The sequence below is a fragment of the Streptomyces sp. NPDC021622 genome, from assembly GCF_040640795.1.
Taxonomy (GTDB): domain Bacteria; phylum Actinomycetota; class Actinomycetes; order Streptomycetales; family Streptomycetaceae; genus Streptomyces.
In genome coordinates this window covers 136,703-160,699 of sequence record NZ_JBFACK010000006.1, presented here as the reverse complement: position 1 = coordinate 160,699, position 23,997 = coordinate 136,703, and the positions used below count along the sequence as shown (strand labels likewise).

Here is a 23,997-nt window from a genome sequence, read left to right as displayed (position 1 = left end):
AGGCAGACTATGGCAAATCAGGGCAATTACGCGTCTCAAAAGCGCGTCCATCATGCGAGCGAGCCCAGGAAGGCGACCCTTACCGACGTAGGGTGGGCCTTGGGAAGGCTGGTCTTCCGGCCTTTGCCGCTCAGCCGCCTCGAGGGAGGTCCAGTTCAGTGACCAGCCAGGTCAGTAGCCCAGCCGAGCAGGCCGACGGGGCAGTCGTCGGAGAGCAACGCAAGCCTGCTGGTGAGAAAGATGTTCGCCGTCTGGACCGAGTGATCATCCGTTTTGCGGGTGACTCGGGGGATGGCATGCAGCTCACCGGTGACCGGTTCACTTCGGAGACGGCGTCTTTCGGTAATGACCTGTCGACGTTGCCGAATTTCCCGGCCGAGATCCGGGCTCCTGCCGGGACGCTGCCGGGTGTGTCCTCCTTTCAGCTGCATTTCGCCGATCACGACATCCTCACGCCGGGTGATGCGCCCAACGTGCTTGTGGCGATGAATCCGGCGGCGTTGAAGGCGAACATCGGTGATGTGCCGCGGGGTGCGGAGGTCATCGTCAACACGGATGAGTTCTCCAAACGGGCGATGCAGAAGGTCGGCTACGACACCTCGCCGCTGGAGGACGGTTCGCTGGACGGCTACAGCGTGCATCGGGTGCCATTGACGACGCTGACGGTCGAGGCGCTCAAGGAGTTCGACCTCTCCCGCAAGGATGCGGGCCGCAGCAAGAACATGTTTGCGCTGGGGTTGTTGTCGTGGATGTACCACCGCCCGACCGAGGGCACGGAGAAGTTCCTGCGGGCGAAGTTCGCCAAGAAGCCGGAGATCGCCGAGGCGAACATCGCCGCCTTCCATGCGGGCTGGAACTTCGGTGAGACGACGGAGGACTTCGCCGTCTCCTACGAGGTCGCCCCGGCCGCGACGGCGTTCCCGACCGGTACGTATCGCAACATCTCGGGGAACCTGGCGCTGTCGTACGGCCTGATTGCCGCGGGGCGGCAGGCGGATCTGCCGCTGTATCTGGGCTCGTATCCGATCACGCCGGCATCCGACATCCTGCACGAGCTGTCCCGGCACAAGAACTTCGGTGTGCGCACCTTCCAGGCCGAGGACGAGATCGCGGGCATCGGCGCGGCGCTCGGCGCGGCCTTCGGCGGCTCGCTTGCGGTGACGACGACGTCGGGGCCGGGTGTGGCGCTGAAGTCGGAGACCATCGGGCTCGCGGTCTCGCTGGAGCTGCCGCTGCTGATCGTGGACATCCAGCGCGGCGGTCCCTCCACCGGGCTGCCGACCAAGACCGAGCAGGCCGACCTGCTGCAGGCGATGTACGGGCGCAACGGGGAGGCGCCGGTGCCGATCGTCGCGCCCAAGACGCCCGCGGACTGCTTCGACGCCGCCCTGGAGGCGGCGCGGATCGCGGTCACCTACCGCACCCCGGTGTTCCTGCTGTCCGATGGTTATCTGGCCAACGGCTCCGAGCCGTGGCGGATCCCGGAGGTCGATGAACTCCCCGACCTGCGGGTGCAGTTCGCCTCGGGCCCCAATCACACCGAGGACGACGGCAGCGAGGTGTTCTGGCCCTACCAGCGTGACCCGCAGACCCTGGCCCGCCCCTGGGCGATTCCCGGCACGCCGGGCCTGGAGCACCGTATCGGGGGAATCGAGAAGCAGGACGGCACCGGCAACATCTCCTACGACCCGGCCAACCACGACTTCATGGTCCGCACCCGCCAGGCCAAGATCGACGGCATCCAGGTGCCCGACCTGGAGGTCGACGACGCGGGCGGGGACGCCAAGTTGCTGGTGTTGGGCTGGGGTTCGACCTATGGGCCGATCACCGCGGCGGTGCGCCGGCTGCGGGCGGCCGGTGAGAGTGTCGCGCAGGCCCATCTGCGCCACCTCAACCCCTTCCCGCGGAATCTGGGCGAGGCCCTCAAGCGTTACGACAAGGTGGTGATTCCCGAGATGAACCTCGGGCAGCTGGCCACGTTGGTCCGCGCCAGGTTCCTGGTCGACGCGGTCTCCTACAACCAGGTCAACGGAATGCCGTTCAAGGCCGAGCAGCTCGCCACGGCTCTCAAGGAGGCCATCCATGGCTGACACGCAGACCGACCCCGCCGGGAGCAGCATCGAGGCGCTTTCGCTGGTGCCCAAGGCCGAGGCCAGGCAGTCCATGAAGGACTTCAAGTCCGACCAGGAGGTGCGCTGGTGCCCCGGCTGCGGCGACTACGCCGTCCTGGCGGCCGTGCAGGGCTTCATGCCCGAACTCGGCCTGGCCAAGGAGAACATCGTCTTCGTCTCCGGCATCGGCTGCAGCTCCCGCTTCCCGTACTACATGAACACCTACGGGATGCACTCCATCCACGGGCGTGCGCCGGCCATCGCGACGGGGCTGGCCTCCTCGCGGCGGGACCTGTCGGTGTGGGTGGTCACCGGTGACGGGGATGCGCTGTCGATCGGCGGCAACCATCTGATCCACGCGCTGCGCAGGAACGTGAACCTGAAGATCCTGCTGTTCAACAACCGGATCTACGGCCTCACCAAGGGCCAGTACAGCCCCACTTCGGAAGTCGGCAAGATCACCAAGTCGACGCCGATGGGCTCCCTGGACGCGCCCTTCAACCCCGTCTCACTCGCCATCGGCGCGGAGGCGTCCTTCGTGGCGCGCACCGTGGACTCGGACCGCAAGCACCTCACCTCGGTGTTGCGGGAGGCGGCCGGGCATCCCGGCACGGCGCTGGTGGAGATCTACCAGAACTGCAACATCTTCAACGACGGCGCCTTCGAAGTCCTCAAGGACAAGCAGCAGGCCGAGGAGGCGGTGATCCGCCTGGAACACGGGCAGCCGATCCGCTTCGGGGCCCCGCTGGAGAGCGGCCTCGGCTCGCAGGGCGTCGTACGCGACCCGGCCACCGGTGACCTGAAAGTTGTCCCGGTCACGCCCGAGACCGAGTCTCAGATCCTGGTCCACGACGCGCACTCCACCTCGCCGACCCAGGCCTTCGCGCTCTCCCGCCTCGCCGACCCCGACACCCTGCACCACACACCGATCGGCGTCTTCCGCAACATCGAACGCCCCGTCTACGACACCCTCATGGCCGACCAGCTCGACACCGCCATCGAACACAACGGCAAGGGCGACCTCGCAGCACTCCTCGCCGGCGGCGACACCTGGACCGTCGTCGGCTAGCTCAGCGCCCCGACCACCCCGAAGCCCGGTTCTGATCCTTCAGGACCGGGCTTCGTCGTACGCCGCGCGCGCCGTGCCCACGGCGTCCATGCGCCGTTCCGTCCAGGTCGCCAGGGCGTGCACCCGCTCGGCGGCCTCGCGGCCGAGGTCCGTGAGGGAGTAGTCGACGCGGGGCGGGATGACGGGCTTGGCGTCCCGGTGGACGAGGCCGTCGCGCTCCAGGGTCTGCAGCGTCTGGGCCAGCATCTTCTCGCTGACGCGACCGCCGATCGCCCGGCGCAGCTCGCTGAAGCGGTACGCGCGCTCCTGCAGGGCCAGCAGGATCAGCGTGCCCCAGCGGCTGGTGACGTGCTCCAGGACGAGCCGCTGGGGGCACATCTCGTCACTGTTGAGGTTCCAGTCCCTTACTCCCATGCCAGTACCTTACTTCAAAGTGGGTACTTACCAGAAGTTAGCGTGCGACCTAGGCTCGGTCTCGAACCGCTTCAAACGGAAATCAGGGAGCTTTCAGACATGAGCATCGTCGTCACCGGAGCCACCGGACACCTCGGCCGTCTCGTCATCGACGGGCTGCTCGCCGCGCATGTCCCCGCCGGGCAGATAGCCGCCGTCGTCCGCGACAAGGAGAAGGCCGCCCCGCTGGCCGCGCGCGGAGTCGAGCTGCGCGTCGCCGACTACAGCACGCCCGAGTCGCTCGCCGGTGTCTTCGCCGCGGGCGACAAGGTGCTGCTGATCTCCGGCAACGAGATGGGGCAGCGAGTCGCGCAGCACGGCGCCGTGATCGACGCCGCGCGCGCCGCGGGCGTCGCTCTCCTCGCGTACACCGGCGTACTCGGCGGTCCCGACGCCGACTTCGACCTCGCGGCCGAGCACAAGGCGACCGAGCAGCTGATCCTCGACTCCGGGCTGCCGTACACGTTCCTGCGCAACGGCTGGTACCACGAGAACTACACGGAGAACCTCGCCCCCGTCCTGGAGCACGGCGCCGTGGTCGCCTCCGCCGGCGACGGCCGGGTCGCCTCCGCCTCGCGCGCCGACTACGCCGCGGCCGCCGTCGCCGTGCTGACCGGTGACGGCCATCAGGGCAAGGCGTACGAGCTGAGCGGCGATGTCGCGTGGAGTCTCGCCGAGTACGCCGCCGAGATCGCCCGGCAGAGCGGCAAGGACATCTCGTACGCGAACGTCCCGGCCGAGCAGAACCTCGCGAACCTGACCGGTGCCGGTCTGCCCGAGCGGTTCGCCGCGATCCTCGTCGACGTGGACGGCGCGATCGAGCGGGGGCTGCTCGCCGGTACGAGCGGTGATCTGAGCCGGCTCATCGGGCGGCCCACGACGCCGCTGGCCGACGCGGTCGCGGCGGCGCTCAAGGGCTGACGCCGGGGGCACGGAGGGGAGGCGGAGGGGCCGCGGGAGCGTCATGACCGTCCTTGAGATACGGGCATGACAGCTGGGCCCCTGTGCCGCTACCTTCGTGAGGGCAGCGTGGGGCTGCCGCGCACCAAGGAGGGGCCGTGGACAGCGGAGCAGCGGGGCAGCCGAAGAGCGAGGCGCGCATAGGACTGCTGAACGGCTTCGCGGCTTACGGGATGTGGGGACTCGTGCCCCTCTTCTGGCCGCTGCTCAAGCCGTCCGGGGCCGGCGAGATCCTCGCGCACCGGATGGCCTGGTCGCTGGTCGTGGTCGGCATCGCGCTGCTGTTCGTGCGGCGTTGGGCCTGGGCCGGCGAGCTGATCCGGCAGCCGCGGAAGCTGGGGCTTGTGACGATCGCCGCGGCGGTCATCACCCTGAACTGGGGCGTCTACATCTGGTCCGTGAACTCCGGCCATGTCGTCGAGGCGTCCCTCGGCTACTTCATCAACCCCCTGGTCACCATCGCCATGGGCGTCCTGCTGCTCGGCGAACGCCTGCGGCCCGTGCAGTGGGCGGCGGTCGGCGTCGGCCTCGCCGCGGTCCTCGTGCTCGCCATCGGCGCCGGACAGCCGCCGTGGATCTCGCTCTGCCTGGCCTTCTCCTTCGCCACGTACGGCCTGGTGAAGAAGAAGGTGGGCCTCGGCGGCCTTGAGTCGCTCGCCGCCGAGACCGCGATCCAGTTCCTGCCCGCGGTCGGCTTCCTGCTGTGGCTCGCCTCGCGGGGCGATGCCACGTTCGGCGCGGAGGGCTTCGGGCACGCGGCGCTGCTTGCGGCGACCGGTGTGGTCACCGCCGCTCCCCTGGTCTGCTTCGGCGCGGCGGCGATACGGGTGCCGCTGTCCACGCTGGGGCTGCTGCAGTATCTGGCGCCGGTCTTCCAGTTCCTGCTCGGCATTCTGTACTTCCATGAGGCGATGCCGGCCGAGCGGTGGGCCGGGTTCGGGCTTGTCTGGCTGGCGTTGACGTTGCTGACCTGGGATGCGTTGCGCTCCGCTCGGGTCAATGCGGTGCGGCTTGCTGCTGCGCGGGACGGTGCCGTTACGTCTGGCTCCGCCGGGGGTCGTGAGGCGGTGGGGCCCGCCGCCGGGCGGGAAACGGAGACTGCGGTCTGAGCTGCCGCCTGCCGTTCTTGTCTGCGGGTGCGTTGGGGCTTGTCTGCGGGTGCGTTGGGGCTGGTCGCGCAGTTCCCCGCTCCCCTTCGGGGCGCTAACCCCAAGCCCCCGCAGCGGCCGACGGCTTCGGCTTCGGCGACGCCTTCAAACGAATCCGAGGCATCATCCCGAGCAAGCAACTACCGCACCTCACTGACGACCGGGCGGCCGGAATCCGCCTCGCTCCGGGCGGCGGGCTGACCGCCACCGCCTCCCGCGATCCGCCTCCCGCTCCTGCGCCTCCGCAGGCCCTGTGCCGAGAGCAGTACGCCCAGGAGCGCCATCGCCAGCGGGACGGTGAGGGCCGCGTGGAAGGCGGAGAGGGGGGATGCCGTGTGCGTGCCCGATGAGGCCAGGCCGTGGACCGCTGTCACGCCCGAGATGCCGATCGCCGCGCCGAACTGCAGGCCTGTCTGGAGTACCCCGCCCGCCAGGCCCTGTTCCTTCTCGGCCACCCCTTCCGTCGCCGCGATCATCAGCGGGCCCAGGGCCAGCGCGAAGGCCGTGCCCGCGAGGAGCAGGGTCGGGAACATCGCCGCGTACGTCCAGTCCATGCCGACCGGCAGGAAGAGGCCGTACGCCGCTGTCGCGAGCAGGAAGCCGGCGAGGATCACCCGGGCGTGGCCGTACCGTGCGACCAGGCGTGGGGTGAGTGTCGGGGCCAGGATTACGTCGCAGCCCATCACGACCAGGGCGATGGCCGTCTGCCAGGACGACCAGCCGCGCAGTTCCTGGAGGTAGAGCGTCAGGACGAACTGGAAGCCCATGAACGCCCCGACGAAGAGCAGCGCCCCTAGCCCGGCCCGCACCACCGATCCGGTGCGCAGGATCCCTAGGCGCACCAGTGGCTCTGCCGTACGCCGCTCGATCCGTACGAAGGCGGCTCCGAGCAGCAATCCCGCGGCCGCCGCACCGGCGGTCAACGGCCAGCCCGCGAGCCCGTGTTCGAGCCGTACGACGCCGAAGGCGAGCAGCAGCATCGCCCCGGCCGCCGCGGCGGCACCCGGCAGATCGAAGCCCCGCAGGCCTGGCGTGCGCCGCTCGGGCACCGCCTCTCCCGGGACGAGCCGCACCGCCGCCGCGAGGATCGCCCCCGCGAGCAGCACCGGCGCGAAGAAGACCCACCGCCAGCCGAGTCCGGTCAGGAGCCCGCCGACGACCAGGCCGAGTGAGAAGCCGCCGGCGGAGGTGCCGGCGAAGACCAGCAGGGCCTTGTTGCGCTCGGGCCCCTCGGCGTACGAGGTGGTGATGATCGACATCGCGGCGGGCGTCATGAAAGCCGCGGCGAGGCCGGTCACGAAGCGGGCCACGATCAGCATCCAGCCCTCGGTGGCGAGGCCGCCGAGTCCGGAGAAGAGGAGGAAGACGCCGAGCCAGACGAGGAACATCCGCCGTCTGCCCAGCAGATCGGCCGCCCTGCCGCCGAGCAGTGTGAAGCCCGCGTACCCGAGGACGTAGGCGCTCAGGACCCAGGCCGCGGTGCCGGTGGACAGGCCGAGGTCGGATCTGATGGCGGGGATGGCGATCGCGAGCATCGCGATGTCGATGCCCTCCAGGAAAATCGTCCCGCAGAGGACCAGCAGCAGTGCCCAGGCCCGTGCGCCCATGGTGGCTCCCGGTGAGAGTCAGTGGTTACTCGGCCGGGGGTCGGTTCCCTCTTGTAACCACTGGAAGCCTGCGGCACCATCGGCAGGTATGGAAGAAGGCACTTTGAAGTCACCGAGTAACCGCGAAGGCACCGTGGGCGCGGGCGCGGGTGCGGACGCACACGCGGGCTCGGGCACGGGCACGGGCACGGGCGTGGACTATGGAGACGCCGATCCCTTCCAGTGGGACACCCGCGAGGACTGCCAGGTGCGGCAGATTCTCGACCGCGTCGCCGACAAGTGGTCGCTGCTCACCATCGCCCTCCTGGAACACCGCAAGCTCCGCTTCACCGAACTGCGCCGCGAGATCGACGGCATCAGCCAGCGCATGCTGACGGTCACGCTGCGCCAGCTGGAGCGCGACGGCCTGGTCAAGCGCACGGTGCACCCGGTGGTGCCGCCACGGGTCGAGTACGAACTCACCTCGCTGGGCGGCACGTTGCACCACACCATCCAGTCCCTGGTGACCTGGACCGAGCAGCACCAGAACGAGATCGCCGCCGCACGGGAGGCCTACGACGTGCGGGCGGAGGCCGAAGCGTCGGGCTGATCCGGGTCTGCCGCGCGGGCGCGGCGCGTCCGAGCCTTCTGACGGTTGCCGCAGCGTTCCATCGAGCACCAGCGCCGGCGCCCGGGGCGGGACGTGTCGACGAAGAGCAAGAAGCAGTTGCCCCCACCGCATTCGCGGATGCGGTGGGCGTACGGCCCGGTGAAGAGGTCGACCGCGTCGCGCATGACGCTCGACAGGAGCCGTGTGCCGGTGGCGCCCGGCGCCCACGCGCGCGTGCCGTCCGGTTCGATGCGGGCGGTGAGCGGGGCTTCGGCCGCCGCGGCGTTCACGGCGGACAGGCACCCGGGGTCGAGCGGGCGGTCGTGGGCACGGTCGGCGGCGAGCAGGAACAGGGCGTCGCGGGTGCGCCGCACCGATTTCAACTCCCCCTCGCCCACGGCCAGTTCCAGGCCTGACGGCCATCGGAGGCGGCTCTCCCCCGCCCAGCGCACCAGGTCCGCGGGCTCGTGCAGCACCTCGAAGCGCGCGAACTCTCCCGGGCCGCCCGTCGCGAGCAGTTCCAGGCAGAGCGCGCCCGGATCGAAGTGGAATCGGGCGCCCGTGGGCGGTTCAAGCAGCAGCCCCGGCCGTTCGGCCTGTCCCGTTGTGCGCTCCATCATGTAACCAGTATAAGTGGTTACATGACCCTGCACTGGAAACTCGTCGTCGACGCCAACGACCCGCACGCCCAGGCCGCCTTCTGGGCCGAGACACTGGGCTATGAGGTCGAGGACAACAGCGCCCTGATCACCCGCCTCCTCGGCTTCGGCGCCCTCCCCGAGTCCGAGACCATCGAGTTCCGCGGCCGCCACGCCTTCCGCGATCTGGTCGCCGTACGGCATCCGGACGATCCGTACGACGAGGAGACCGGCACCGGCCTCGGGCGGCGGATCCTCTTCCAGCGCGTCCCGGAGACGAAGACCATCAAGAACCGGCTGCACCTCGACGTGCACTCCGCGCCCGACGAGCGCGAGCGCGAGGTCACCCGCATCGAGGCGCTCGGCGCGGCCGTCCTGCGGCGCGAGAAGCAGCCGGGCGGCGAGTGGGTCGTCATGACGGACCCGGAGGGGAACGAGTTCTGCGTCCACTAGGGGCGCACCCGCAGGAGCCGGGGCCCCTGCCCCCTACAGCAGGAGCCGCGACACCATCTCGTCGACCAGGCGCTCGGGCTGATGCGGCGCCAGGAGCTCCGGGATGGTCAGGTCGTCCACCATGAGCCCGAACATGGCCAGGTAGAGCAGCACCATGCCCGTGGTGTCGCCCGGCAGTCCGCTGTCGAGGTGGAAGTTGATGTTGCCCTCGAGCTCGTCGCGGAAGAAGCGCGTCAGCTCGGCGTGGAGCTCGGGGCTCCTGGTGGCCATCAGACGCAGCTCCAGCATGGCCAGATGGCTGCTGCGGTCGGCGCGCATCCGCTCGATGATCTGGTGCATGAAGGTCTTCACCAGCTCGTGCGTCGGCTCGGCCTTGAGCGTCTCGGCCACGTCCGACGCATCGGGCGTCAGCCGCTCGCGGGTGCGCTGCATGATCTGCCCCAGCATGTCGGCGCGGTTGGTGAAGTAGTTGGACGCCGTGCCCGTGGGGACGCCCGCCTCGGTGTCGAGGGCGCGGAGGGTCAGCCCGCGCGAGCCCTCACGGGCGAGCACCTCGATGGCGGCGTCCAGCAGGGCGGTGCGGCGGGCGGGGTTCTGACGCATGGGGGTTCTCCTGAACCATTTTTTATTGGACGGTTGACACCACTGCAAGTGAAGTACTAAGTTCTGACCACTTCAAGCACAGTACATCAGTCGCAGCACCCAGTCACAGAACTCGCCGCCTCACCCAGGAGAACCCCACTTGCGAAAGCTCACGTACTACGTCGCCGTCACCCTCGACGGTTACATCGCGGGCCCCGACGGATCGTTCGACTTCTTCCCCTTCGAGGGCGAGGTCCGCGAGACGATCATGGCCGAGTACCCCGAGACCCTGCCCGTGGTCGCCCGCGGCCCGCTGGGTCTCACCGACACCCCCAACAAGCACTTCGACACGATCCTCATGGGGCGCAGCACCTACGAGGCCGGCCTGCCCATCGGCATGACGAGCCCCTATCCCCAGCTGAAGCAGTACGTCATATCGAGCACGCTGACCGAGACGCCCCCGGACGTGACGCTCGTCGCCGACGACCCGGTCGGGCTCGTGCGCGAGCTGAAGCAGGAGGACGGCCTGGACATCTGGCTGTGCGGCGGCGGCAAGCTGGCCGGTGCGCTCTTCGACGAGATCGACGAGCTGGTCCTCAAGCGCAACCCGTTCGTCATCGGCTCCGGCATCCCCCTCTTCGAGAGCCCCTTCGCGGTGACCGGTTTCACCGTGTCGGCGAACCGGTCCTTCGATTCCGGCGTCCATATGACTACCTTCAACCGGAAGTGACCGGAGATGACCGAGAAGCGGCCCAAGTCCGGTAAGACCTGACAGGAGGTCAGGCGAATGGGCGGCAGGCAGCTCGTCGTGACGGAGTACGACGCGGGCACGCCCCTGCGTGCCCGCGTCCTCCCCCGCGACCAGCGCCCCCTCGTCGCCGCCTGCGCCGGCTTCGCCCTGCTCTCGTTCGTCCTCGTACCGCTCACGCTGACGCTCGGCTGGGACGAGATCGTCTACGCGAGCCGGTTCGGCCCGTACGCGCCCGCCACCCCGTTCAGCGCTCCCCGCACCCGCGGCGTCCCGCTGCTCATCGCCCCCGTCGCCGCCTGGAGCGACTCGGTCGTGCTGCTCCGGGTCTGGCTGACCGTGCTCGCCACCGGAGCGCTCTATCTGGGGTTCCGGCCCTGGATCCGGGTGCTCGCCGTGCGGCCGGCCGCCGTCGGCGTCGCCGCGGGTCTCTACGGCACCCTCTGGTTCGCGCTGTTCTACGCGGGCGCGGCGATGCCGAACCACTACACCGCCATGGGCGCCGTCGCGGCGGTCGGGCTCTTCCTGCGGACCGCGCCGACTCCTCTGACGTACGCGGGAATCGGCGCGGGTCTCGCCGTCGCCACCCTGATGCGGCCCAACGACGGTGCCGCCGTCGCCGCCCCGCTGCTCCTCGTCGCGCTCCTCGGTCTCATCGCGCCGCGCTCCTGGGCCCGCGTGCTCGCCGTGCTCGGCGGGGTCGTCGCCGGTGCGCTGCCGTGGGTGATCGAGGCGTACGTACGGTTCGGCGGCGTACGCGAACGGCTCGTCGACGCCAGTGACGTACAGGGCGGGCTGCGGCCGCTCGCCGCGATCACCGCCCAGTTCACCGCGGTGGACGGGCCGTTGCTCTGCCGGCCGTGCGGCGCCGACCAGATCAGGGTCGTGGCCCTGGAGTGGTGGATCCTGCTGCCGGTGCTTGTGGGCTTCGGGCTCTGGGCCGCCGGGCGCTCCGCTGGGAGTGGCGCGGGGTGCCGTCAGTCAGCTGCGGCGCCGTCTTGGCTGGGCGCGCCCACGCGGCGGAGCCGCACATGTCACAGCCCCGCGCCCCTTCGGGGCGCTCCTAAACCGCCGAGGGCCACCCGCGGGGCGCTCTGGCTCGCCGTGGTCGTCGGGGTGTGCGCCGCCCTGCCCTATCTCCTCCTCGTCCCCTACGGAGCGCCCCGCTTCCTGCTGCCGAGCCACGCACTCCTCGCGCTCCCCGCGGCCGTCGGCCTGCTCGCCCTCGTCGACCGGGCGAGGGCCTCGCGTGTGCTCGCGGCCGCCCTCGCCGTCGTCCTCGTCGGGCATCTCGCCGTCCAACTCCCGCTCGCCCACGGCAACGGCCGCATCCAGGCCGGTGCCCGCGGCGACTGGGCCCGCGTCACCGCGGTCCTGCGCGAACAGGGGGTCCGCGCGCCGTGCGTGCTCCAGGGCAACACCTCGGTGATCCCTCTCGCGTACGTATCCGGATGCGCGGCCGACCCTCGGAGCGGCCCGGAGCGCCCCACCGCCCTTGTCCTGCGCAATGGGCAGCCTCCGCCCTGGGCGCGCGACTGGCGGAGCCATCCCGTGCCGGACACCTACGCGCCCGGCTGGACGGTTCTGGTGCCGCCGCGGACCGCCATCCGGAACACCCCGACCGATATGCGCTCTTGACGCACGGTCAACCTCACCCGCACCATCGGGCACGCCAATCCCGTTCAGATTTCACGGAATTCGGAGCCCCCCACATGAAGTTCTCCGTTCCAGGACGCGCCGCGGCAGCCGCCGTCATAGCCGTCACCGGACTCCTCACCACCAGCGCGATATCCTCCGCGGCCCCCTCCCCCACGGCGGCCGCGCCCGACATCTCCGTCGCCAACGTCCAGGGCCATCTCTCCCAGCTGCAGTCCATAGCCGAGGCCAACGGCGGCAACCGCGCCCACGGCAGCGCGGGCTACAAGGCCTCCATCGACTACGTGAAGGGCAAGCTCGACGAGGCCGGATTCACCACCACCGTCCAGGAGTTCACCTCCAACGGCGAGACCGGCTACAACCTCATCGCCGACTGGCCGGGCGGCGACGCCGACCAGGTCGTGATGGCAGGGTCGCACCTCGACAGCGTCGACTCGGGCCCCGGCATCAACGACAACGGCTCCGGCTCGGCGGCCGTCCTGGAGACCGCGCTCACGGTGGCCAAGGAGCAGTACAAGCCCGCCAAGCACCTGCGGTTCGCCTGGTGGGGTGCCGAGGAGCTGGGCCTCGTCGGCTCCTCGCACTACGTCGACAAGCTGCCCGCCGACGAGCGCTCGAAGGTCAAGGACTACCTGAACTTCGACATGATCGGCTCGCCGAACCCCGGCTACTTCGTCTACGACGACGACCCCACCATCGAGAAGACCTTCAAGGACTTCTACGGCGGCCTGAACATCGCCACCGAGCCGGACGAGGAGGGCGACGGCCGCTCCGACCACGCGCCCTTCAAGGACGCGGGCATCCCCGTCGGCGGGCTCTTCAGCGGCGCGGACTACGAGAAGACGGCCGAGCAGGCGCAGAACTGGGGCGGGACGGCGGGGGAGCCGTTCGACAAGTGCTACCACTCGTCGTGCGACACGACGTCGAACATCGATGAGAAGGCGCTGGATCACAACAGCGATGCGGTGGCGCATGCGGTTTGGGGGCTCTCCGGGTAAGGGGTTCGGCGGCTTGTGACCTAGCTGCGGGCCGTCTGTGGCTTGTCGCGCCCACGCGGCGGAGCCGCACATGTCACAGCCCCGCGCCCCTGACGGGGCGCTAGCCCCCCCGTAGACGCAATTACCTGCGTGTGCATATAGTGCACACGCAGGTATTCGCAGCGTCCTACATCAGGGGGACCCCCATGACCCGCAACTTTCTCTTCGTGCTCGGCAGTGCCCGCCCCGGCGGCAACTCCGAGACCCTGGCCCGCAAGGCCGCCGAGCAGCTTCCGTCCGGTGTCGGGCAGCGCTGGCTGAACCTCGCCGAGTACCCGCTGCCGGACTTCGAGGACCTGCGCCACGACGGCGAACGCCCGCGCGCCCGCCCCCGCCCGGCCGGCGACAACGAGGCGCTGCTCCTGGACGCCACCCTCGACGCCACGGACATCGTCATCGTGTCGCCGCTGTACTGGTACTCCCTCTCGGCCACCACCAAGCGCTACCTCGACTACTGGGACGCCTGGCTCGAGGTCCCGGAGCTCGACTTCAAGGACACCCTTAAGGGCCGCACCCTGTGGGGCGTGACCGCCCTCGCGCACACCGAGGAGGAGGTGGCGGCCCCGCTGATCGGCACGCTGAACCACACCGCGGCGTTCTTCCCGATGCACTTCGGCGGCGTCCTGCTCGGCAACGGCTCACGGCCGGGCAACGTGCTCGACGACACCGAGGCCCTCTCGCGCGCCAAGACCTTCTTCGCCCAGGAGCCGCCGCTCGCCCGCTACCCGTACGACAAGGACTGATGCTCAGGCGGTGATGTCCTTCGCGCCGAACCTCGCCCACGCCGCCGAGCCGAAGACGACCGCGTAGAGACCTTGCAGGCCGAGGTTCTTGACCAGCTCGTCCCAGTAGACCGGCTCGCGCAGCAGGTCCGCGAAGGACAGCCAGTAGTGCGAGAAGAAGTACGGCTGGATGGCGTGCAGTTGAGGGATCTGGTCGAGGATCTGGATCGTGATCAGCAGACCGACGGTCGTCGCCATCGCCGCGATGCCGCTGCTGGTCAGCGTCGACACGAAGAGCCCGAGCGCCGCCACGCCGATCAGCGACGCGGCGACCACGAGCGCGATGAGCAGGGCGCGCAGCATCCCCTCGCCGAAACTGATCCGCGTGCCGGAGATCGTGGTGACCTCACCGACCGGGAAGAGCAGGGCCCCGACGGCGAGCGCAGAGACCGCCACGACAAGGGTCGCGACCAGGCAGAACGTCAGTGTCGTCGCGTACTTCACGAGCAGCAGACGGGTGCGTCCCGCGGGCGCGACAAGGAGATAGCGCAGCGTACCCGCGCTGGACTCGCCCGCGATGGAGTCGCCCGCGACGACACCGATCGCCATGGGCAGGAAGAACGGCAGCGTCGCGGCGAGGGCGGTGAAGACCAGGAACAGACCGTTGTTGGTCACCTGCGCGATGAACGCGGGACCGCCGCCCTCACCGCCACCGCCGATCGTCGAGCCGTCGCTGGTCTCGATCTTGACGGCGACGCCGACGAGGATCGGGACGGCGGCGAGCACCCCGAGCAGCGCGAGCGTCCGCCAGCGGCGGAAGGTGATCCCCAGCTCGCTGCGGAAGAGGCCGAGGCTCCAGATTCGCCGGACCTCGCGTACTTCTCTTGCCTCTTCTACGGCTTGCACCTCTTGTACCTCTTGTACGTCGGCGACCTCAGCCCGCGACATCGAAGCCCTCCCCCGTCAGCGCCACGAACGCGTCCTCCAGCGAGGCCCGTTCGACACCGAAGCCCCGCACCCTTACACCCGCCCCGACCAGGGCGGCGTTCAGCTCGGCGAGCTCCGTGCCCGGTGGTTCGCCCGTCACCCGGTCCTCCGTCACGACGAGATCCGTCACGCCCAGCTCCTTCAGGACGCGCGCCGCGTCGCCCGTGTCCGGCGTCGTCACCACGAGCCGCCCGCGCGCACCGGCGGCGAGTTCGGCCACCGGACCCTGGGTGATCAACCGCCCCTGGGCCATCACGGCGGCATGGGTACAGACCTGCTCGATCTCGTCCAGGAGATGCGAGGAGAGGAAGACGGTCGTGCCCTCGGACGCCAACTCCCGGACCAGGGTCCGGATTTCGCGCATGCCCTGCGGGTCGAGACCGTTGGTCGGTTCGTCGAGCACGAGGAGCCTGCGCGGCTGGAGCAGGGCTGCCGCGAGGCCCAGGCGCTGCTTCATGCCCAGTGAGTACGCCTTCGCCTTCTTGCCCGCGGCTGCCGTGAGCCCCACCCGGTCCAGGGCCGATTCGGCGCGGGCGCGGCGGGTGCGGGGGTCCGCGGTCGGGTCGGCGGAGTCGTAGCGCAGGAGGTTGTCACGGCCGGAGAGGAAGCCGTAGAGGGCGGGGCCCTCGATGAGTGCGCCCACCTGGGGGAGGACGGTGCGGGTCGCTCGCGGCATTGTGCGGCCAAGGACCCGTGCGTGGCCGGAAGTCGGCTCGATCAGGCCCATCAGCATCCGGATGGTGGTGGTCTTGCCGGAGCCGTTGGGGCCGAGGAACCCGAAGACGCTGCCTGCGGGGACGGTGAGGCTCAGCTGGTCCACGGCCAGTTGCTTGCCGTAGCGCTTTGTCAGCGCGGAGGTCTCGATCACGTTCTCCGCCGGGCCGCCTTCGGTGCCGGGCACATGTCCTCCCTAACTGTTGCGGCGGACTCAGGGGTTCGTACCCTGAGTCCGCCGCCTGTACGTCATCTGCGAGTGCGTTGGGGCTTGTCGCGCCCCGCGGCGCAGCCGCAAATGTCACAGCCCCGCGCCCCTTACGGGGCCCGTCAGTTGGCGGCGTTTGCCGCCTTCACCAGTGCGTCCTTTGTCACCGCGCCCGCGTAGACCTTGCCGTCGTCGGTGATGAGGGCGTTGATCAGGCGGGTCTTGAAGACCGTGCCCTCGCCGAACTTGCCGGACACCTTGTCGCCGAGCGAGTCAAGCAGGCGCTGCGCGTCCGCAGGTACGTCGCCGGATTCGGCCGTCGGGAGGCCCTGGCCGCCCGGCAGTTCCAGCTCGGCGATGGAGCTCCAGCCCTTGCCGATGACGTTCAGACCGTTCAGGTCCTCCTCGCCCTTGAACTCCTCGGCGTCGCCCTTGAAGCCGTGCTTCCGCTGCTCGGCCTCGGCGTCGTCGGCCTCGGTGACCTTCGCGCCCTTGGGCGGCGTGAAGTCGAAGGTCGATGCCGAAGGCCTGGCGAAGTCGACCTTCGTGAAGCCCGCGTCGACGACCGCGCTGCCGCCGCCCGCCGGAGACAGCGTGAACTTCAGCGGCGTACCGGTCTTGGAGTCCACCGCGACGGTGATCTGACCGACCGTCGAGCCGGTCTGCTTGGGCTTGATGACCAGGCGGTAGGCGTCGCGGCCCGCGACCTGCGCGGTGCCGTCGACCTTCACCGACGTCGTGTCGTCGACCGCCTTCAGGGCCTCTTCGGCCAGCTCCTTGGGGGTGGAAGGAACGTCCTTGGGAAGGTCCGTCTTCCCGGGCTTCCCGGAGTCCCCGGCCTTGTCCGCCGACTTGGAGTGGTACGCCTCGTTCGACTTGCTGTCGTAGGCCCATACGTCGTCGCCGTTGTGGATCAGGCTGTACTCGGCCGCGTCGTCCAGGACGGACAGCTTCTGCTTGTCGGGGCCGTCGGCGGCGACGCGCAGCGTGTGCGTGCCGGACGCCAGCTCCATCAGCTTGGCCTGCGGGTCGGCGGACGAGCCCTCGCCGTCCTCGCCTCCGCCGCCGCCCGGGGCGAAGCCGCCTGTCATGCCGCCGCCCAGGGACGGGAGTCCGAGGTCGGTACTGATCTTCACCGTGCCGGAGAGCTGTTCCGTGTCCGACGCGGCGATCTTCTCGATGAGTTCCTGAGCGGTGACGTCGGGCAGCTCGGGGTCGCCCGACGTGGCGAGCGCCGGGACGAGCCCGATGGTCGCCGCCGCCACCCCCGCCACCGCGACCGGGACCGCGTAACGCGCCGCCTTGCGGCGGCCCGCGCGCGGCGCCTCGGCCTCATTGGTGTTCTGCTCCGGTTCGTACGGTGCCATTGTGTGCCCTACCTCCGTGGTCGGCGGCGGCCTTCCCTGTACGTGCCTGCGTCCACCCCGCGCCGCCATTCTCACCCGAATAGGTCAGGAGTGGTTGTTCTTGCTGGACCTTGCTTGTCTCCATACGACCAAATCGGCCAGCCAGAAGCGTCAGACCCCGGGAGCAACTCCACGTACTGCTGTGGGATGACAGAAGGCGGTGGCGCCTCCCCCATCCCGTAGGGGAGACGCCACTTGGGCCGGGCCCGGTGCCGGTGTGGATCAGCGCTGCACGAACACGTAGTCCGCCTTGTACGGCACCTTCGCGATGGCGCCCTCGTCACAGCTGCCCGCCGGGGCGACGCCGCCCACCGTGTTCAGGCGCAGGATCTCCGTCACGTGCGAGAGGCGTCCGTGCGGCTTGCCCGACTGGGTTGCCGCCAGGTCGAGTTCGGCGATGTTCGTCGCGCCGTTCGGCGTCCTGGAGATCACCTTGCCGGTGACCGCGCTGCGGTCGGGGGCCACCCACTGGGGAGTGCCCGAGTTGGGCGCGGTGAAGCTGTGCGCGATGTTCCCCTGGAGCCGCGCGCTGACGTCGCGCTGGGCGAAGGCGAACTTGCCGGAGCCGTCGTCGGCCTTCTTGCACTCGTAGATCTGCTGCCCCTCGATCACCGGGGCCTGGAAGTTGGACGAGGCGAACCGGAAGTCGAAGTCGGTGGTCACCGTGTGAAGCTGCCCGCGGACCGCGCCGCCCGGGAACTCGGCGGTGTGCAGATTGGCGTAGAAGCCGCCCGGGTTCCTCTTCAACTCCTCCAGCAGGGCGGCGTCCTTGACCTGGACCGTGCCGGTGACGCGGTGGCCCTTGCTCTGGCCGAGCAGTTTCGTGAAGTCGACCTTGACCCCGCCGTTGGCGCCCCTCTCGCCCTGGTGGATGTGGAGCGCGGTGGGCCTGTCCGTGCCGCGCCACTTGACCGTGACGGACACCTGGTCCCCCTTGACCTGGATGAACTCGAGCGCCGAGCCGTCCTTGTCACCGACCGCGGGCCCGCCCTGCACCGGCACCTCGTTCGCGCCGTTCAGGCTCGCCACGAAGATCGAACCGCTGGTGGTGCCAGTGTCGGCGGCAGCGGCGGGAACCGTCGCCAACGCCACCCCCGCGGATGCGGCGACGGCGATGCCGGAGGCGAGCAGGGCCCGGCGGCGGTGCGCGAGAGCGCTGAGCAGGCCCGAAGTGCTGAAAGTGCCCATGAGCTGAAATCTCCCCGTATGCGAGCTGACGCCCCCTGCGTCAGCTTCTGGGCATGGATACGAAGTGAATCTCAGTCTGGACTCAATCCAGCCGCACCCAAATAATGTGACCTGCATCACACAGGAATAGGATCGAGTGGGAGGGTACCCGGACCACAAAGGGGGTCGTCATGTTCACGACCCGGTACAGCAGAACCCGGCGCGTCAGCGGTTACGCCGCCGCGGCAGCCGCCGTCCTCGCGCTCACCGCGTCCGGCTGCGGCGACAGCGACAGCGGCGACAAGGACGGCGGGGGCGGCGGGGGCGACACCAAGAGCTCCGCGACGCTCACCGCCACCGAGGTCGACGAGGTCGGCACGGTCGTCACCAACAGCAAGGGGCACGTCCTGTACCGCTTCGACGAGGACACCGCGAAACCGTCGAAGTCCAACTGCAACGACAACTGCGAAAAGGTCTGGCCGGCCACACCCGCCCCCGGCACGGTGACCGTCGAGGGCGTCGACAAGGACCTCGTCGGCACGGTCACCCGCGACGACGGCACCAAGCAGCTCACCCTCGACGGCTGGCCGCTCTATACGTACGTCAAGGACGACGAGCCGCGCGAGGCGCAGGGCCAGGGCGTGGACGGCACTTGGTACGCCGTCACACCGACCGGCGCGAAGGCGCAGACCACCACGGACCAGCCTGAGGACGAGGACTCCGGGGGCGGCTACGGCTACTGACGCCGAACGCCACCCCTGGGCCGGCTCCGGACCTCAGCCCGCCCGGCGCCCCGCACAACCTCAGCCCGCCCGGTGCACCACGAGATCACAGAGCTCCACAAGCGACGTCTTGGCGTCGCAGTCCCGCAGCGGCGCGAGCGTGGCCCGTGCCTCCTCGGCGAACCGCACGGTGTCCTTGCGCGCCTGCTCAAGGGCCGGGTGCACCCGCAGCCGCGCAAGCGCCTCGGCGTGCCGGGTGTCATCCGTCAGGTCGGAGTCCAGCAGCTCGCACAGGGCGATGTCCTCGGGCAGACCGAGCTTCTCCACCCGCTCGCGCAGCCGGAGCACCGGAAGCGTGGGGATGCCTTCACGGAGGTCCGTGCCCGGGGTCTTGCCGGACTCGTGCGAGTCGGACGCGATGTCAAGGACGTCGTCGGCCAACTGGAACGCGACGCCCAGCCGCTCGCCGTACTGGGTCAGGACGTCCACGACGGTCTCGTCGGCGCCCGACATCATGGCGCCGAAACGACACGCCACGGCGACCAGCGAGCCGGTCTTGCCGCCGAGCACGTCCAGATAGTGGTCGACCGGGTCGCGGCCCTCGGTCGGCCCCGCGGTCTCCAGGATCTGGCCGGTGACCAGGCGTTCGAAGGCCTCGGCCTGGATGCGGACGGCGTCCGGACCGAGGTCGGCCAGGATGTACGAGGCGCGGGCGAACAGGAAGTCGCCGGTCAGGACGGCCACCGAGTTGCCCCAGCGCTGGTTGGCGCTCTCGACGCCGCGGCGCACATCGGCCTCGTCCATCACGTCGTCGTGGTAGAGCGTCGCGAGGTGCGTCAACTCCACGACCACGGCGGAGGGCACGACGCCCGGCGCGTAGGGATCGCCGAACTGCGAGGCGAGCATCACGAGCAGCGGCCTGAACCGCTTGCCGCCCGCGCGCACCAGATGCTGTGCCGCCTCCGTGATGAAGGGGACCCCGCTTTTGGTGGCGTCGAGCAGACCTTCCTCGACGGCCGCCAATCCGGCCTGGACATCGGCTTCGAGAGCCTGGTCCCGCACGCTGAGGCCGAAGGGCCCGACGACGGTCACGAGGGGTTCTCCTGTCTGCTGACGATCACAAGTCGGTCACTCGGTCGATCATCACTCGGTCGATCTTCGCGTGATGACGGGGTCGATGACACGGTTTGTCGATGTGTCGCTGCCATCACTCAAGTCAGCGTATCCGGTCGCCTTTCGATCACAGTGGGCACCCGCCTGTGCAATGCCGCCCAGGCGGGGCGCGATCACCGCCGGTATGTTCTTGATCAGCTGATACGAACCAGAAGACCGCAACGCCCCGTAATCGACCGAATCACCGGGAGCAGCTCCTTGTCCCGTACGCAGGCCGAAGCCGAACCGCCCCCGGATCCTTCCACGGAGCCGCCGCCGGGCGACGACCACGCCTTCTTCGGTCAGCCGCGCGGGCTGCTCACCCTCTCCGGACTCGAAGTCTGGGAGCGCTTCTCGTTCCTCGGCATGCAGGCCATCCTCGTCCTCTACTTCGCGGGCTCCGTCGCCGACGACGGCATGGGCATGGATTCCGGAACTGCCGCGTCCGTGTCGGCTGCGTACGGAACGCTCGTCTATCTCGTCTCGGTGGCGGGCGGCTGGCTCGCCGACCGCATCCTCGGCTCGTACCGCGCGGTCCTGTGGGGCGGCATCCTCATCGCCTGCGGGCACTACTCGATGGCGGTGCCGACGGCGACGATGACCTGGGCCGGGCTCGGTCTGATCAGCGCGGGCACCGGACTGCTCAAGCCGAACGTCGCCTCCATGGTCGGCAAGCTCTACCGCACCGACGACGACCGGCGCGACGCCGGCTTCGCGCTCTACTACATGGCGATCAACGTGGGCGCCTTCGCGGGACCGCTGATCACCGGCTGGCTCGGCGACCACAGGGGCTGGCACTGGGGCTTCTCGGCGGCCGCGATCGGCATGACGTTCGGCCTCGTCCAGTACGTGTGGGGGCGGCGCCATCTCGCGGGGCGCAAGGCGTCCGCCGAATTCGCGCTGCCCCGGGATGCGATGCGCCGGGCGGCGTTCCTGATCGTCGTGGGCCTCGTCGCGGTGGCCGCCGTGGGCGGTCTGCTCGCCGCTGTCGGCTGGCTGACCATGGACCGGTTCGTCGACCTGCTCACCCTGATCTCGGTGATCGCGCCGGCCGTCTACTTCGCGGTCATGTTCCGCAGCCCGCGCGTGACGGCCGAGGAACGCGGCCGTCTCAAGCCGTACATCGTGCTCTTCCTGGCGTCGGTCGTCTTCAACTTCATCCTGTTCCAGGCGTACTCGACGATGATCCTGCTCGCGTCGACGAACGCCGAGACCTCGATCCTCGGCTTCACCTTCCCCGCCAGTTGGTACGCCTCCGCGCTCGGCGCCTTCGAGGTCGCGCTCGCCCCGGTCGTCGCCGCGGTCTGGGCGCAGATGGGCCACGGCCAGCCGCACGCGTCCAACAAAATCGCGTTCGGCGTGATCCTGGGCGGCCTCTCGTTCCTCCTGATGGTCCTGCCGACCTCGGGGCACTCCGACGACACGTACCAGATGGCCGTCTGGTGGATCGTCGGCTCGTATCTGCTGCTCGGGCTCGGCGACATCCTCGTCGAGACCTCCGGCATGTCGGCCACGACGAAGCTCGCCCCGAAGGCCTTCGCCAGCCAGACGATGTCCCTCTGGTTCCTCTCGCTCGCCCTCGCCAACGGCATCCAGGCGCAGGCCGTGAAGCTCTACGGAGAGGTCTCCAACCCGGCGTACTTCGGCGTGAACGGCGCCATCGCGGTGGCCGCCGGTGTCGCCGTCATCCTGCTCGCACCGTGGCTGCGCCGCACCATGCACCCCGTCCACTGAGGTTCCCGCCATGCAGATTCGCTCCTCCTTCCCGTACGAGACCACCCGCGAGGACGTCCAGGTACCCCTCCCGGACGGAACCAAGCTGTACGCGCGCATCTGGCGCCCGGTGACGGACGAACCCGTCCCCGCGCTCCTCGAATACCTCCCCTACCGGCTGAGCGACTGGACGGCGCCGCGCGACTGGCAGCGCCACCCCTGGTACGCGGGCCACGGCTACGCCTCCGTGCGCGTGGACGTGCGGGGCCACGGCAACTCGGAGGGCATGCCGGGCGACGAGTACTCGGCGGTCGAGCTGGCCGACGGGGTCGCGGTCGTCAACTGGCTCGCCGCGCAGCCCTGGTGCACGGGCAAGGTCGGCATGTTCGGCATCTCCTGGGGCGGCTTCAACTCCCTCCAGATCGCGGCTCTCGCGCCCGAGCCGCTCAAGGCGGTCGTCACGGTCTGCTCGACGGACGACCGTTATGACAACGACGTGCACTACATGGGTGGTTCCGTCCTCGCGGTGGACATGCACGCATGGGCGGCGACGATGCTGGCGTTCGTGTCGCGCCCGCCGGACCCGCTGTTCGCCGGCTCCGACTGGCGCGAGATGTGGCTGGCCCGCCTCGAAGCCGTGGATCCCTTCATCCACACCTGGCTCGACCACCAGACCCGCGACGACTACTGGCGGCACGGCAGCGTCTGCGAGGACTACTCGGCGATCAGCGCGGCGGTGCTCGCGGTGGGCGGCTTCCACGATCCCTACCGGGACACGGTGCTGCGCCTGGTCGAACATCTGCCGGGCGACGTACGGGGGTTGATCGGCCCGTGGTCGCACCAGTACCCGGACCGGGGTCTGCCGCCGGGCCCGGCGATCGGCTTCCTCCAGGAGACGCTGCGATGGTGGGACCACCATCTGAAGGGCGTCACTGCATCCGATAGCGCCTCCGGCGCGGGCGACGTCATGGCGGAGCCGAAGCTCCGCTCCTGGATCAGCGATTCGCACCGGCCCGCGACGGTGTACGACGAGCTGCCGGGCGGCTGGGTCGGCGACCCCTCCTGGCCGTCCCCGAACGTCACCCCCGTGTCGTACGCCCTCCAGGGCAACCCCCTGATCGTGAACTCCCCGCAGCACACCGGCCTGGACGCGGGCCGCTTCTTCCCCTTCGGCAACGACGCCGATCTGCCCCCGGACCAGCGGGACGAGGACGCCAAGTCGGCGTGCTTCGAGTTCGAGGTGCCATCGGCGGTACGCATCCTCGGCCGGCCCCGGGTGACGCTGCGGCTCCGCATGGACGTGCCCTTCGGGCAGGCGATCGCCCGGGTGTGCGACGTGGCCCCGGACGGCTCGTCGACCCTGGTCACGCGCGGCGTCCTCAACCTGTCCGCCCGCCATGGACGCGACCGGGCGGACGCCTGGCCGCTCGGCGACACCGAGGACGTGACGTTCGACCTGAACGCCATCGGGTACGCGTTCCCGCCCGGGCACCGGATCCGGCTCGCGGTGTCGTCGGCGTACTGGCCGTGGATCTGGCCGCAGGCCGACTCGGCGGGCTTCGTCCTCGACCCGGCGGGCAGCTCCCTGGAACTGCCGGTCAGGGAGGGCGAGTTGGATCCGGGGATCACCTTCGCCGCGCCCGAGCAGTCCGAGCCGCTGGAGGTCGTGTACCCGGCGACGCTCGACGAGCAGCGCCCCGAGCGCCTGGTCGTACGCGATGTGGCGAAGGGCGAATGGCGCCTGGAGGTGGACCCGCGCTACGGCGGTACGCGGGTCTACCCGGACGGCCTTGAATTCACCGAGGACGCGCTGGAGACGTACACGATCAACGAGTCCGACCCCCTCTCCGCCCGCACCCGCTCCGACTGGACGATCCGCCTACACCGCCCCGAACTGGCCTGGGACGTACGGGTGGAGTCACGCTCCGAGATCACCTGCGACGCGGCGGACTTCATCACGTCGAACGAGGTGGTGTGCAAGGACGGCGGAGAGGTGGTGTTCCACCGCACGTGGGAGAAGCGAATCCCGCGGACGGCGGGGTGAGTTGCGCCCGGCAAGGGGCGCGGGGAACTGCGGGGTGAGTTGCGCCCCGTAAGGGGCGCGGGGAACTGCGCGACAAGCCACGACGGACCCGCGGACGAATACCGCACTTCC

22 protein-coding genes are annotated in these 23,997 nt (G+C 69.7%); 13 read left to right on the top strand and 9 right to left on the bottom strand.

Annotation, left to right across the window (positions count from 1 at the left end; genetic code table 11):
* The first annotated feature begins 158 nt into the window (after positions 1 to 158).
* Together AB0G47_RS13975 and AB0G47_RS13970 are read left to right on the top strand one after the other, a co-directional pair.
* Positions 159 to 2,090: a 2-oxoacid:acceptor oxidoreductase subunit alpha gene (locus AB0G47_RS13975; protein ID WP_360768397.1), complete on the top strand. Its 1,932-nt coding sequence runs from the start codon at positions 159 to 161 to the stop codon at positions 2,088 to 2,090.
* Entirely contained in the window at positions 2,083 to 3,180 is a 1,098-nt protein-coding gene (locus AB0G47_RS13970) for a 2-oxoacid:ferredoxin oxidoreductase subunit beta (protein WP_360768394.1), read from the top strand. The genes AB0G47_RS13975 and AB0G47_RS13970 overlap by 8 nt, the downstream gene beginning before the upstream one ends.
* A gap of 39 nt (positions 3,181 to 3,219) precedes the next feature.
* On the opposite strand, the gene AB0G47_RS13965 is transcribed toward AB0G47_RS13970, so the two are convergent.
* Entirely contained in the window at positions 3,220 to 3,594 is a 375-nt protein-coding gene (locus AB0G47_RS13965; protein WP_360768391.1) for a helix-turn-helix domain-containing protein, read from the bottom strand.
* A 99-nt stretch (positions 3,595 to 3,693) separates the two neighbouring features.
* On the opposite strand from AB0G47_RS13965, the gene AB0G47_RS13960 reads away from it, so the two are divergent.
* The gene (locus tag AB0G47_RS13960; protein WP_360768388.1) at positions 3,694 to 4,554 is read left to right on the top strand and encodes an SDR family oxidoreductase; all 861 of its coding nucleotides are present in this window, start codon (positions 3,694 to 3,696) and stop codon (positions 4,552 to 4,554) included.
* Between the two features lie 137 nt (positions 4,555 to 4,691).
* The gene (gene rarD / locus AB0G47_RS13955) at positions 4,692 to 5,702 is read left to right on the top strand and encodes an EamA family transporter RarD (protein WP_360768385.1); all 1,011 of its coding nucleotides are present in this window, start codon (positions 4,692 to 4,694) and stop codon (positions 5,700 to 5,702) included.
* Positions 5,703 to 5,881: 179 nt separating this feature from the next.
* Here the strand turns inward: rarD and AB0G47_RS13950 are convergent, their stop codons facing one another.
* A complete protein-coding gene (locus tag AB0G47_RS13950) occupies positions 5,882 to 7,348 on the bottom strand; it encodes an MFS transporter (protein WP_360768382.1) in 1,467 nt (488 codons plus the stop codon).
* Positions 7,349 to 7,436: 88 nt separating this feature from the next.
* Between AB0G47_RS13950 and AB0G47_RS13945 the strand changes: the two genes are divergently transcribed.
* A complete protein-coding gene (locus AB0G47_RS13945; RefSeq protein ID WP_360768381.1) occupies positions 7,437 to 7,937 on the top strand; it encodes a helix-turn-helix domain-containing protein in 501 nt (166 codons plus the stop codon).
* Here the strand turns inward: AB0G47_RS13945 and AB0G47_RS13940 are convergent.
* Positions 7,901 to 8,557, bottom strand: coding sequence for a CGNR zinc finger domain-containing protein (locus AB0G47_RS13940; protein WP_360768378.1), 657 nt, complete (start codon positions 8,555 to 8,557; stop codon positions 7,901 to 7,903). The two genes, AB0G47_RS13945 and AB0G47_RS13940, sit on opposite strands and share 37 nt — an antisense overlap.
* A 21-nt stretch (positions 8,558 to 8,578) precedes the next feature.
* Here AB0G47_RS13940 and AB0G47_RS13935 point away from each other — a divergent pair, with 21 nt between their 5' ends.
* The gene (locus AB0G47_RS13935) at positions 8,579 to 9,028 is read left to right on the top strand and encodes a VOC family protein (RefSeq protein WP_360768375.1); all 450 of its coding nucleotides are present in this window, start codon (positions 8,579 to 8,581) and stop codon (positions 9,026 to 9,028) included.
* A gap of 33 nt (positions 9,029 to 9,061) precedes the next feature.
* Here AB0G47_RS13935 and AB0G47_RS13930 read toward each other — a convergent pair whose 3' ends face one another.
* Complete coding sequence (locus tag AB0G47_RS13930) at positions 9,062 to 9,631, bottom strand: TetR family transcriptional regulator (protein ID WP_360768373.1); 570 nt, start codon at positions 9,629 to 9,631, stop codon at positions 9,062 to 9,064.
* A 139-nt stretch (positions 9,632 to 9,770) separates the two neighbouring features.
* Between AB0G47_RS13930 and AB0G47_RS13925 the strand changes: the two genes are divergently transcribed.
* The 4 genes from AB0G47_RS13925 to AB0G47_RS13910 all read left to right on the top strand — a co-directional run bounded on the left by AB0G47_RS13925 (position 9,771) and on the right by AB0G47_RS13910 (position 13,794).
* Positions 9,771 to 10,340 carry a dihydrofolate reductase family protein gene (locus tag AB0G47_RS13925; protein WP_360768370.1) on the top strand — a complete coding sequence of 190 codons (570 nt, stop codon included), beginning with the start codon at positions 9,771 to 9,773 and terminating at the stop codon, positions 10,338 to 10,340.
* Between the two features lie 57 nt (positions 10,341 to 10,397).
* On the top strand, positions 10,398 to 11,996 hold the full coding sequence (locus tag AB0G47_RS13920; protein ID WP_360768367.1) for a hypothetical protein: 1,599 nt from the start codon (positions 10,398 to 10,400) through the stop codon (positions 11,994 to 11,996).
* Between the two features lie 74 nt (positions 11,997 to 12,070).
* On the top strand, positions 12,071 to 13,012 hold the full coding sequence (locus AB0G47_RS13915) for a M28 family metallopeptidase (RefSeq protein ID WP_360768365.1): 942 nt from the start codon (positions 12,071 to 12,073) through the stop codon (positions 13,010 to 13,012).
* 185 nt (positions 13,013 to 13,197) lie between these two features.
* Positions 13,198 to 13,794: an NAD(P)H-dependent oxidoreductase gene (locus tag AB0G47_RS13910; protein ID WP_360768362.1), complete on the top strand. Its 597-nt coding sequence runs from the start codon at positions 13,198 to 13,200 to the stop codon at positions 13,792 to 13,794.
* 3 nt (positions 13,795 to 13,797) lie between these two features.
* On the opposite strand, the gene AB0G47_RS13905 is transcribed toward AB0G47_RS13910, so the two are convergent.
* From AB0G47_RS13905 to AB0G47_RS13890, 4 genes are all read right to left on the bottom strand, one after another.
* Positions 13,798 to 14,721 (bottom strand): ABC transporter permease, encoded by a 924-nt coding sequence (locus tag AB0G47_RS13905; RefSeq protein ID WP_360768359.1) that lies wholly within the window; start codon positions 14,719 to 14,721, stop codon positions 13,798 to 13,800.
* On the bottom strand, positions 14,708 to 15,661 hold the full coding sequence (locus AB0G47_RS13900; RefSeq protein WP_360768356.1) for an ABC transporter ATP-binding protein: 954 nt from the start codon (positions 15,659 to 15,661) through the stop codon (positions 14,708 to 14,710). The genes AB0G47_RS13905 and AB0G47_RS13900 overlap by 14 nt, the downstream gene beginning before the upstream one ends.
* Before the next feature lie 143 nt (positions 15,662 to 15,804).
* The gene (locus AB0G47_RS13895) at positions 15,805 to 17,049 is read right to left on the bottom strand and encodes a DUF2092 domain-containing protein (RefSeq protein ID WP_360768353.1); all 1,245 of its coding nucleotides are present in this window, start codon (positions 17,047 to 17,049) and stop codon (positions 15,805 to 15,807) included.
* A gap of 261 nt (positions 17,050 to 17,310) precedes the next feature.
* Complete coding sequence (locus tag AB0G47_RS13890) at positions 17,311 to 18,276, bottom strand: CHRD domain-containing protein (protein ID WP_360768350.1); 966 nt, start codon at positions 18,274 to 18,276, stop codon at positions 17,311 to 17,313.
* Between the two features lie 170 nt (positions 18,277 to 18,446).
* Here AB0G47_RS13890 and AB0G47_RS13885 point away from each other — a divergent pair, with 170 nt between their 5' ends.
* Positions 18,447 to 18,998 (top strand): hypothetical protein, encoded by a 552-nt coding sequence (locus tag AB0G47_RS13885; RefSeq protein ID WP_360768348.1) that lies wholly within the window; start codon positions 18,447 to 18,449, stop codon positions 18,996 to 18,998.
* A 60-nt stretch (positions 18,999 to 19,058) separates the two neighbouring features.
* On the opposite strand, the gene AB0G47_RS13880 is transcribed toward AB0G47_RS13885, so the two are convergent.
* Positions 19,059 to 20,069 carry a polyprenyl synthetase family protein gene (locus AB0G47_RS13880; RefSeq protein WP_360768345.1) on the bottom strand — a complete coding sequence of 337 codons (1,011 nt, stop codon included), beginning with the start codon at positions 20,067 to 20,069 and terminating at the stop codon, positions 19,059 to 19,061.
* Positions 20,070 to 20,348: 279 nt separating this feature from the next.
* Between AB0G47_RS13880 and AB0G47_RS13875 the strand changes: the two genes are divergently transcribed.
* Both AB0G47_RS13875 and AB0G47_RS13870 read left to right on the top strand, forming a co-directional pair.
* Complete coding sequence (locus AB0G47_RS13875; protein ID WP_360768342.1) at positions 20,349 to 21,863, top strand: peptide MFS transporter; 1,515 nt, start codon at positions 20,349 to 20,351, stop codon at positions 21,861 to 21,863.
* Between the two features lie 10 nt (positions 21,864 to 21,873).
* Complete coding sequence (locus AB0G47_RS13870) at positions 21,874 to 23,886, top strand: CocE/NonD family hydrolase (protein WP_360768339.1); 2,013 nt, start codon at positions 21,874 to 21,876, stop codon at positions 23,884 to 23,886.
* The last annotated feature ends 111 nt before the right edge of the window (positions 23,887 to 23,997 follow it).

Excerpts from the sequence above, each read along its gene's own strand:
- AB0G47_RS13950 (WP_360768382.1), bottom strand. The coding sequence starts at position 7,348 with ATGGGCGCACGGGCCTGGGCACTGCTGCTGGTCCTCTGCGGGACGATT.
- AB0G47_RS13870 (WP_360768339.1), top strand. The coding sequence starts at position 21,874 with ATGCAGATTCGCTCCTCCTTCCCGTACGAGACCACCCGCGAGGACGTC.
- AB0G47_RS13940 (WP_360768378.1), bottom strand. The coding sequence starts at position 8,557 with ATGATGGAGCGCACAACGGGACAGGCCGAACGGCCGGGGCTGCTGCTT.
- AB0G47_RS13930 (WP_360768373.1), bottom strand. The coding sequence starts at position 9,631 with ATGCGTCAGAACCCCGCCCGCCGCACCGCCCTGCTGGACGCCGCCATC.
- AB0G47_RS13895 (WP_360768353.1), bottom strand. The coding sequence starts at position 17,049 with ATGGCACCGTACGAACCGGAGCAGAACACCAATGAGGCCGAGGCGCCG.
- AB0G47_RS13890 (WP_360768350.1), bottom strand. The coding sequence starts at position 18,276 with ATGGGCACTTTCAGCACTTCGGGCCTGCTCAGCGCTCTCGCGCACCGC.
- AB0G47_RS13920 (WP_360768367.1), top strand. The coding sequence starts at position 10,398 with ATGGGCGGCAGGCAGCTCGTCGTGACGGAGTACGACGCGGGCACGCCC.
- AB0G47_RS13905 (WP_360768359.1), bottom strand. The coding sequence starts at position 14,721 with ATGTCGCGGGCTGAGGTCGCCGACGTACAAGAGGTACAAGAGGTGCAA.
- AB0G47_RS13945 (WP_360768381.1), top strand. The coding sequence starts at position 7,437 with ATGGAAGAAGGCACTTTGAAGTCACCGAGTAACCGCGAAGGCACCGTG.
- AB0G47_RS13970 (WP_360768394.1), top strand. The coding sequence starts at position 2,083 with ATGGCTGACACGCAGACCGACCCCGCCGGGAGCAGCATCGAGGCGCTT.
- AB0G47_RS13885 (WP_360768348.1), top strand. The coding sequence starts at position 18,447 with ATGTTCACGACCCGGTACAGCAGAACCCGGCGCGTCAGCGGTTACGCC.
- AB0G47_RS13910 (WP_360768362.1), top strand. The coding sequence starts at position 13,198 with ATGACCCGCAACTTTCTCTTCGTGCTCGGCAGTGCCCGCCCCGGCGGC.
- AB0G47_RS13960 (WP_360768388.1), top strand. The coding sequence starts at position 3,694 with ATGAGCATCGTCGTCACCGGAGCCACCGGACACCTCGGCCGTCTCGTC.
- AB0G47_RS13935 (WP_360768375.1), top strand. The coding sequence starts at position 8,579 with ATGACCCTGCACTGGAAACTCGTCGTCGACGCCAACGACCCGCACGCC.
- AB0G47_RS13965 (WP_360768391.1), bottom strand. The coding sequence starts at position 3,594 with ATGGGAGTAAGGGACTGGAACCTCAACAGTGACGAGATGTGCCCCCAG.
- AB0G47_RS13915 (WP_360768365.1), top strand. The coding sequence starts at position 12,071 with ATGAAGTTCTCCGTTCCAGGACGCGCCGCGGCAGCCGCCGTCATAGCC.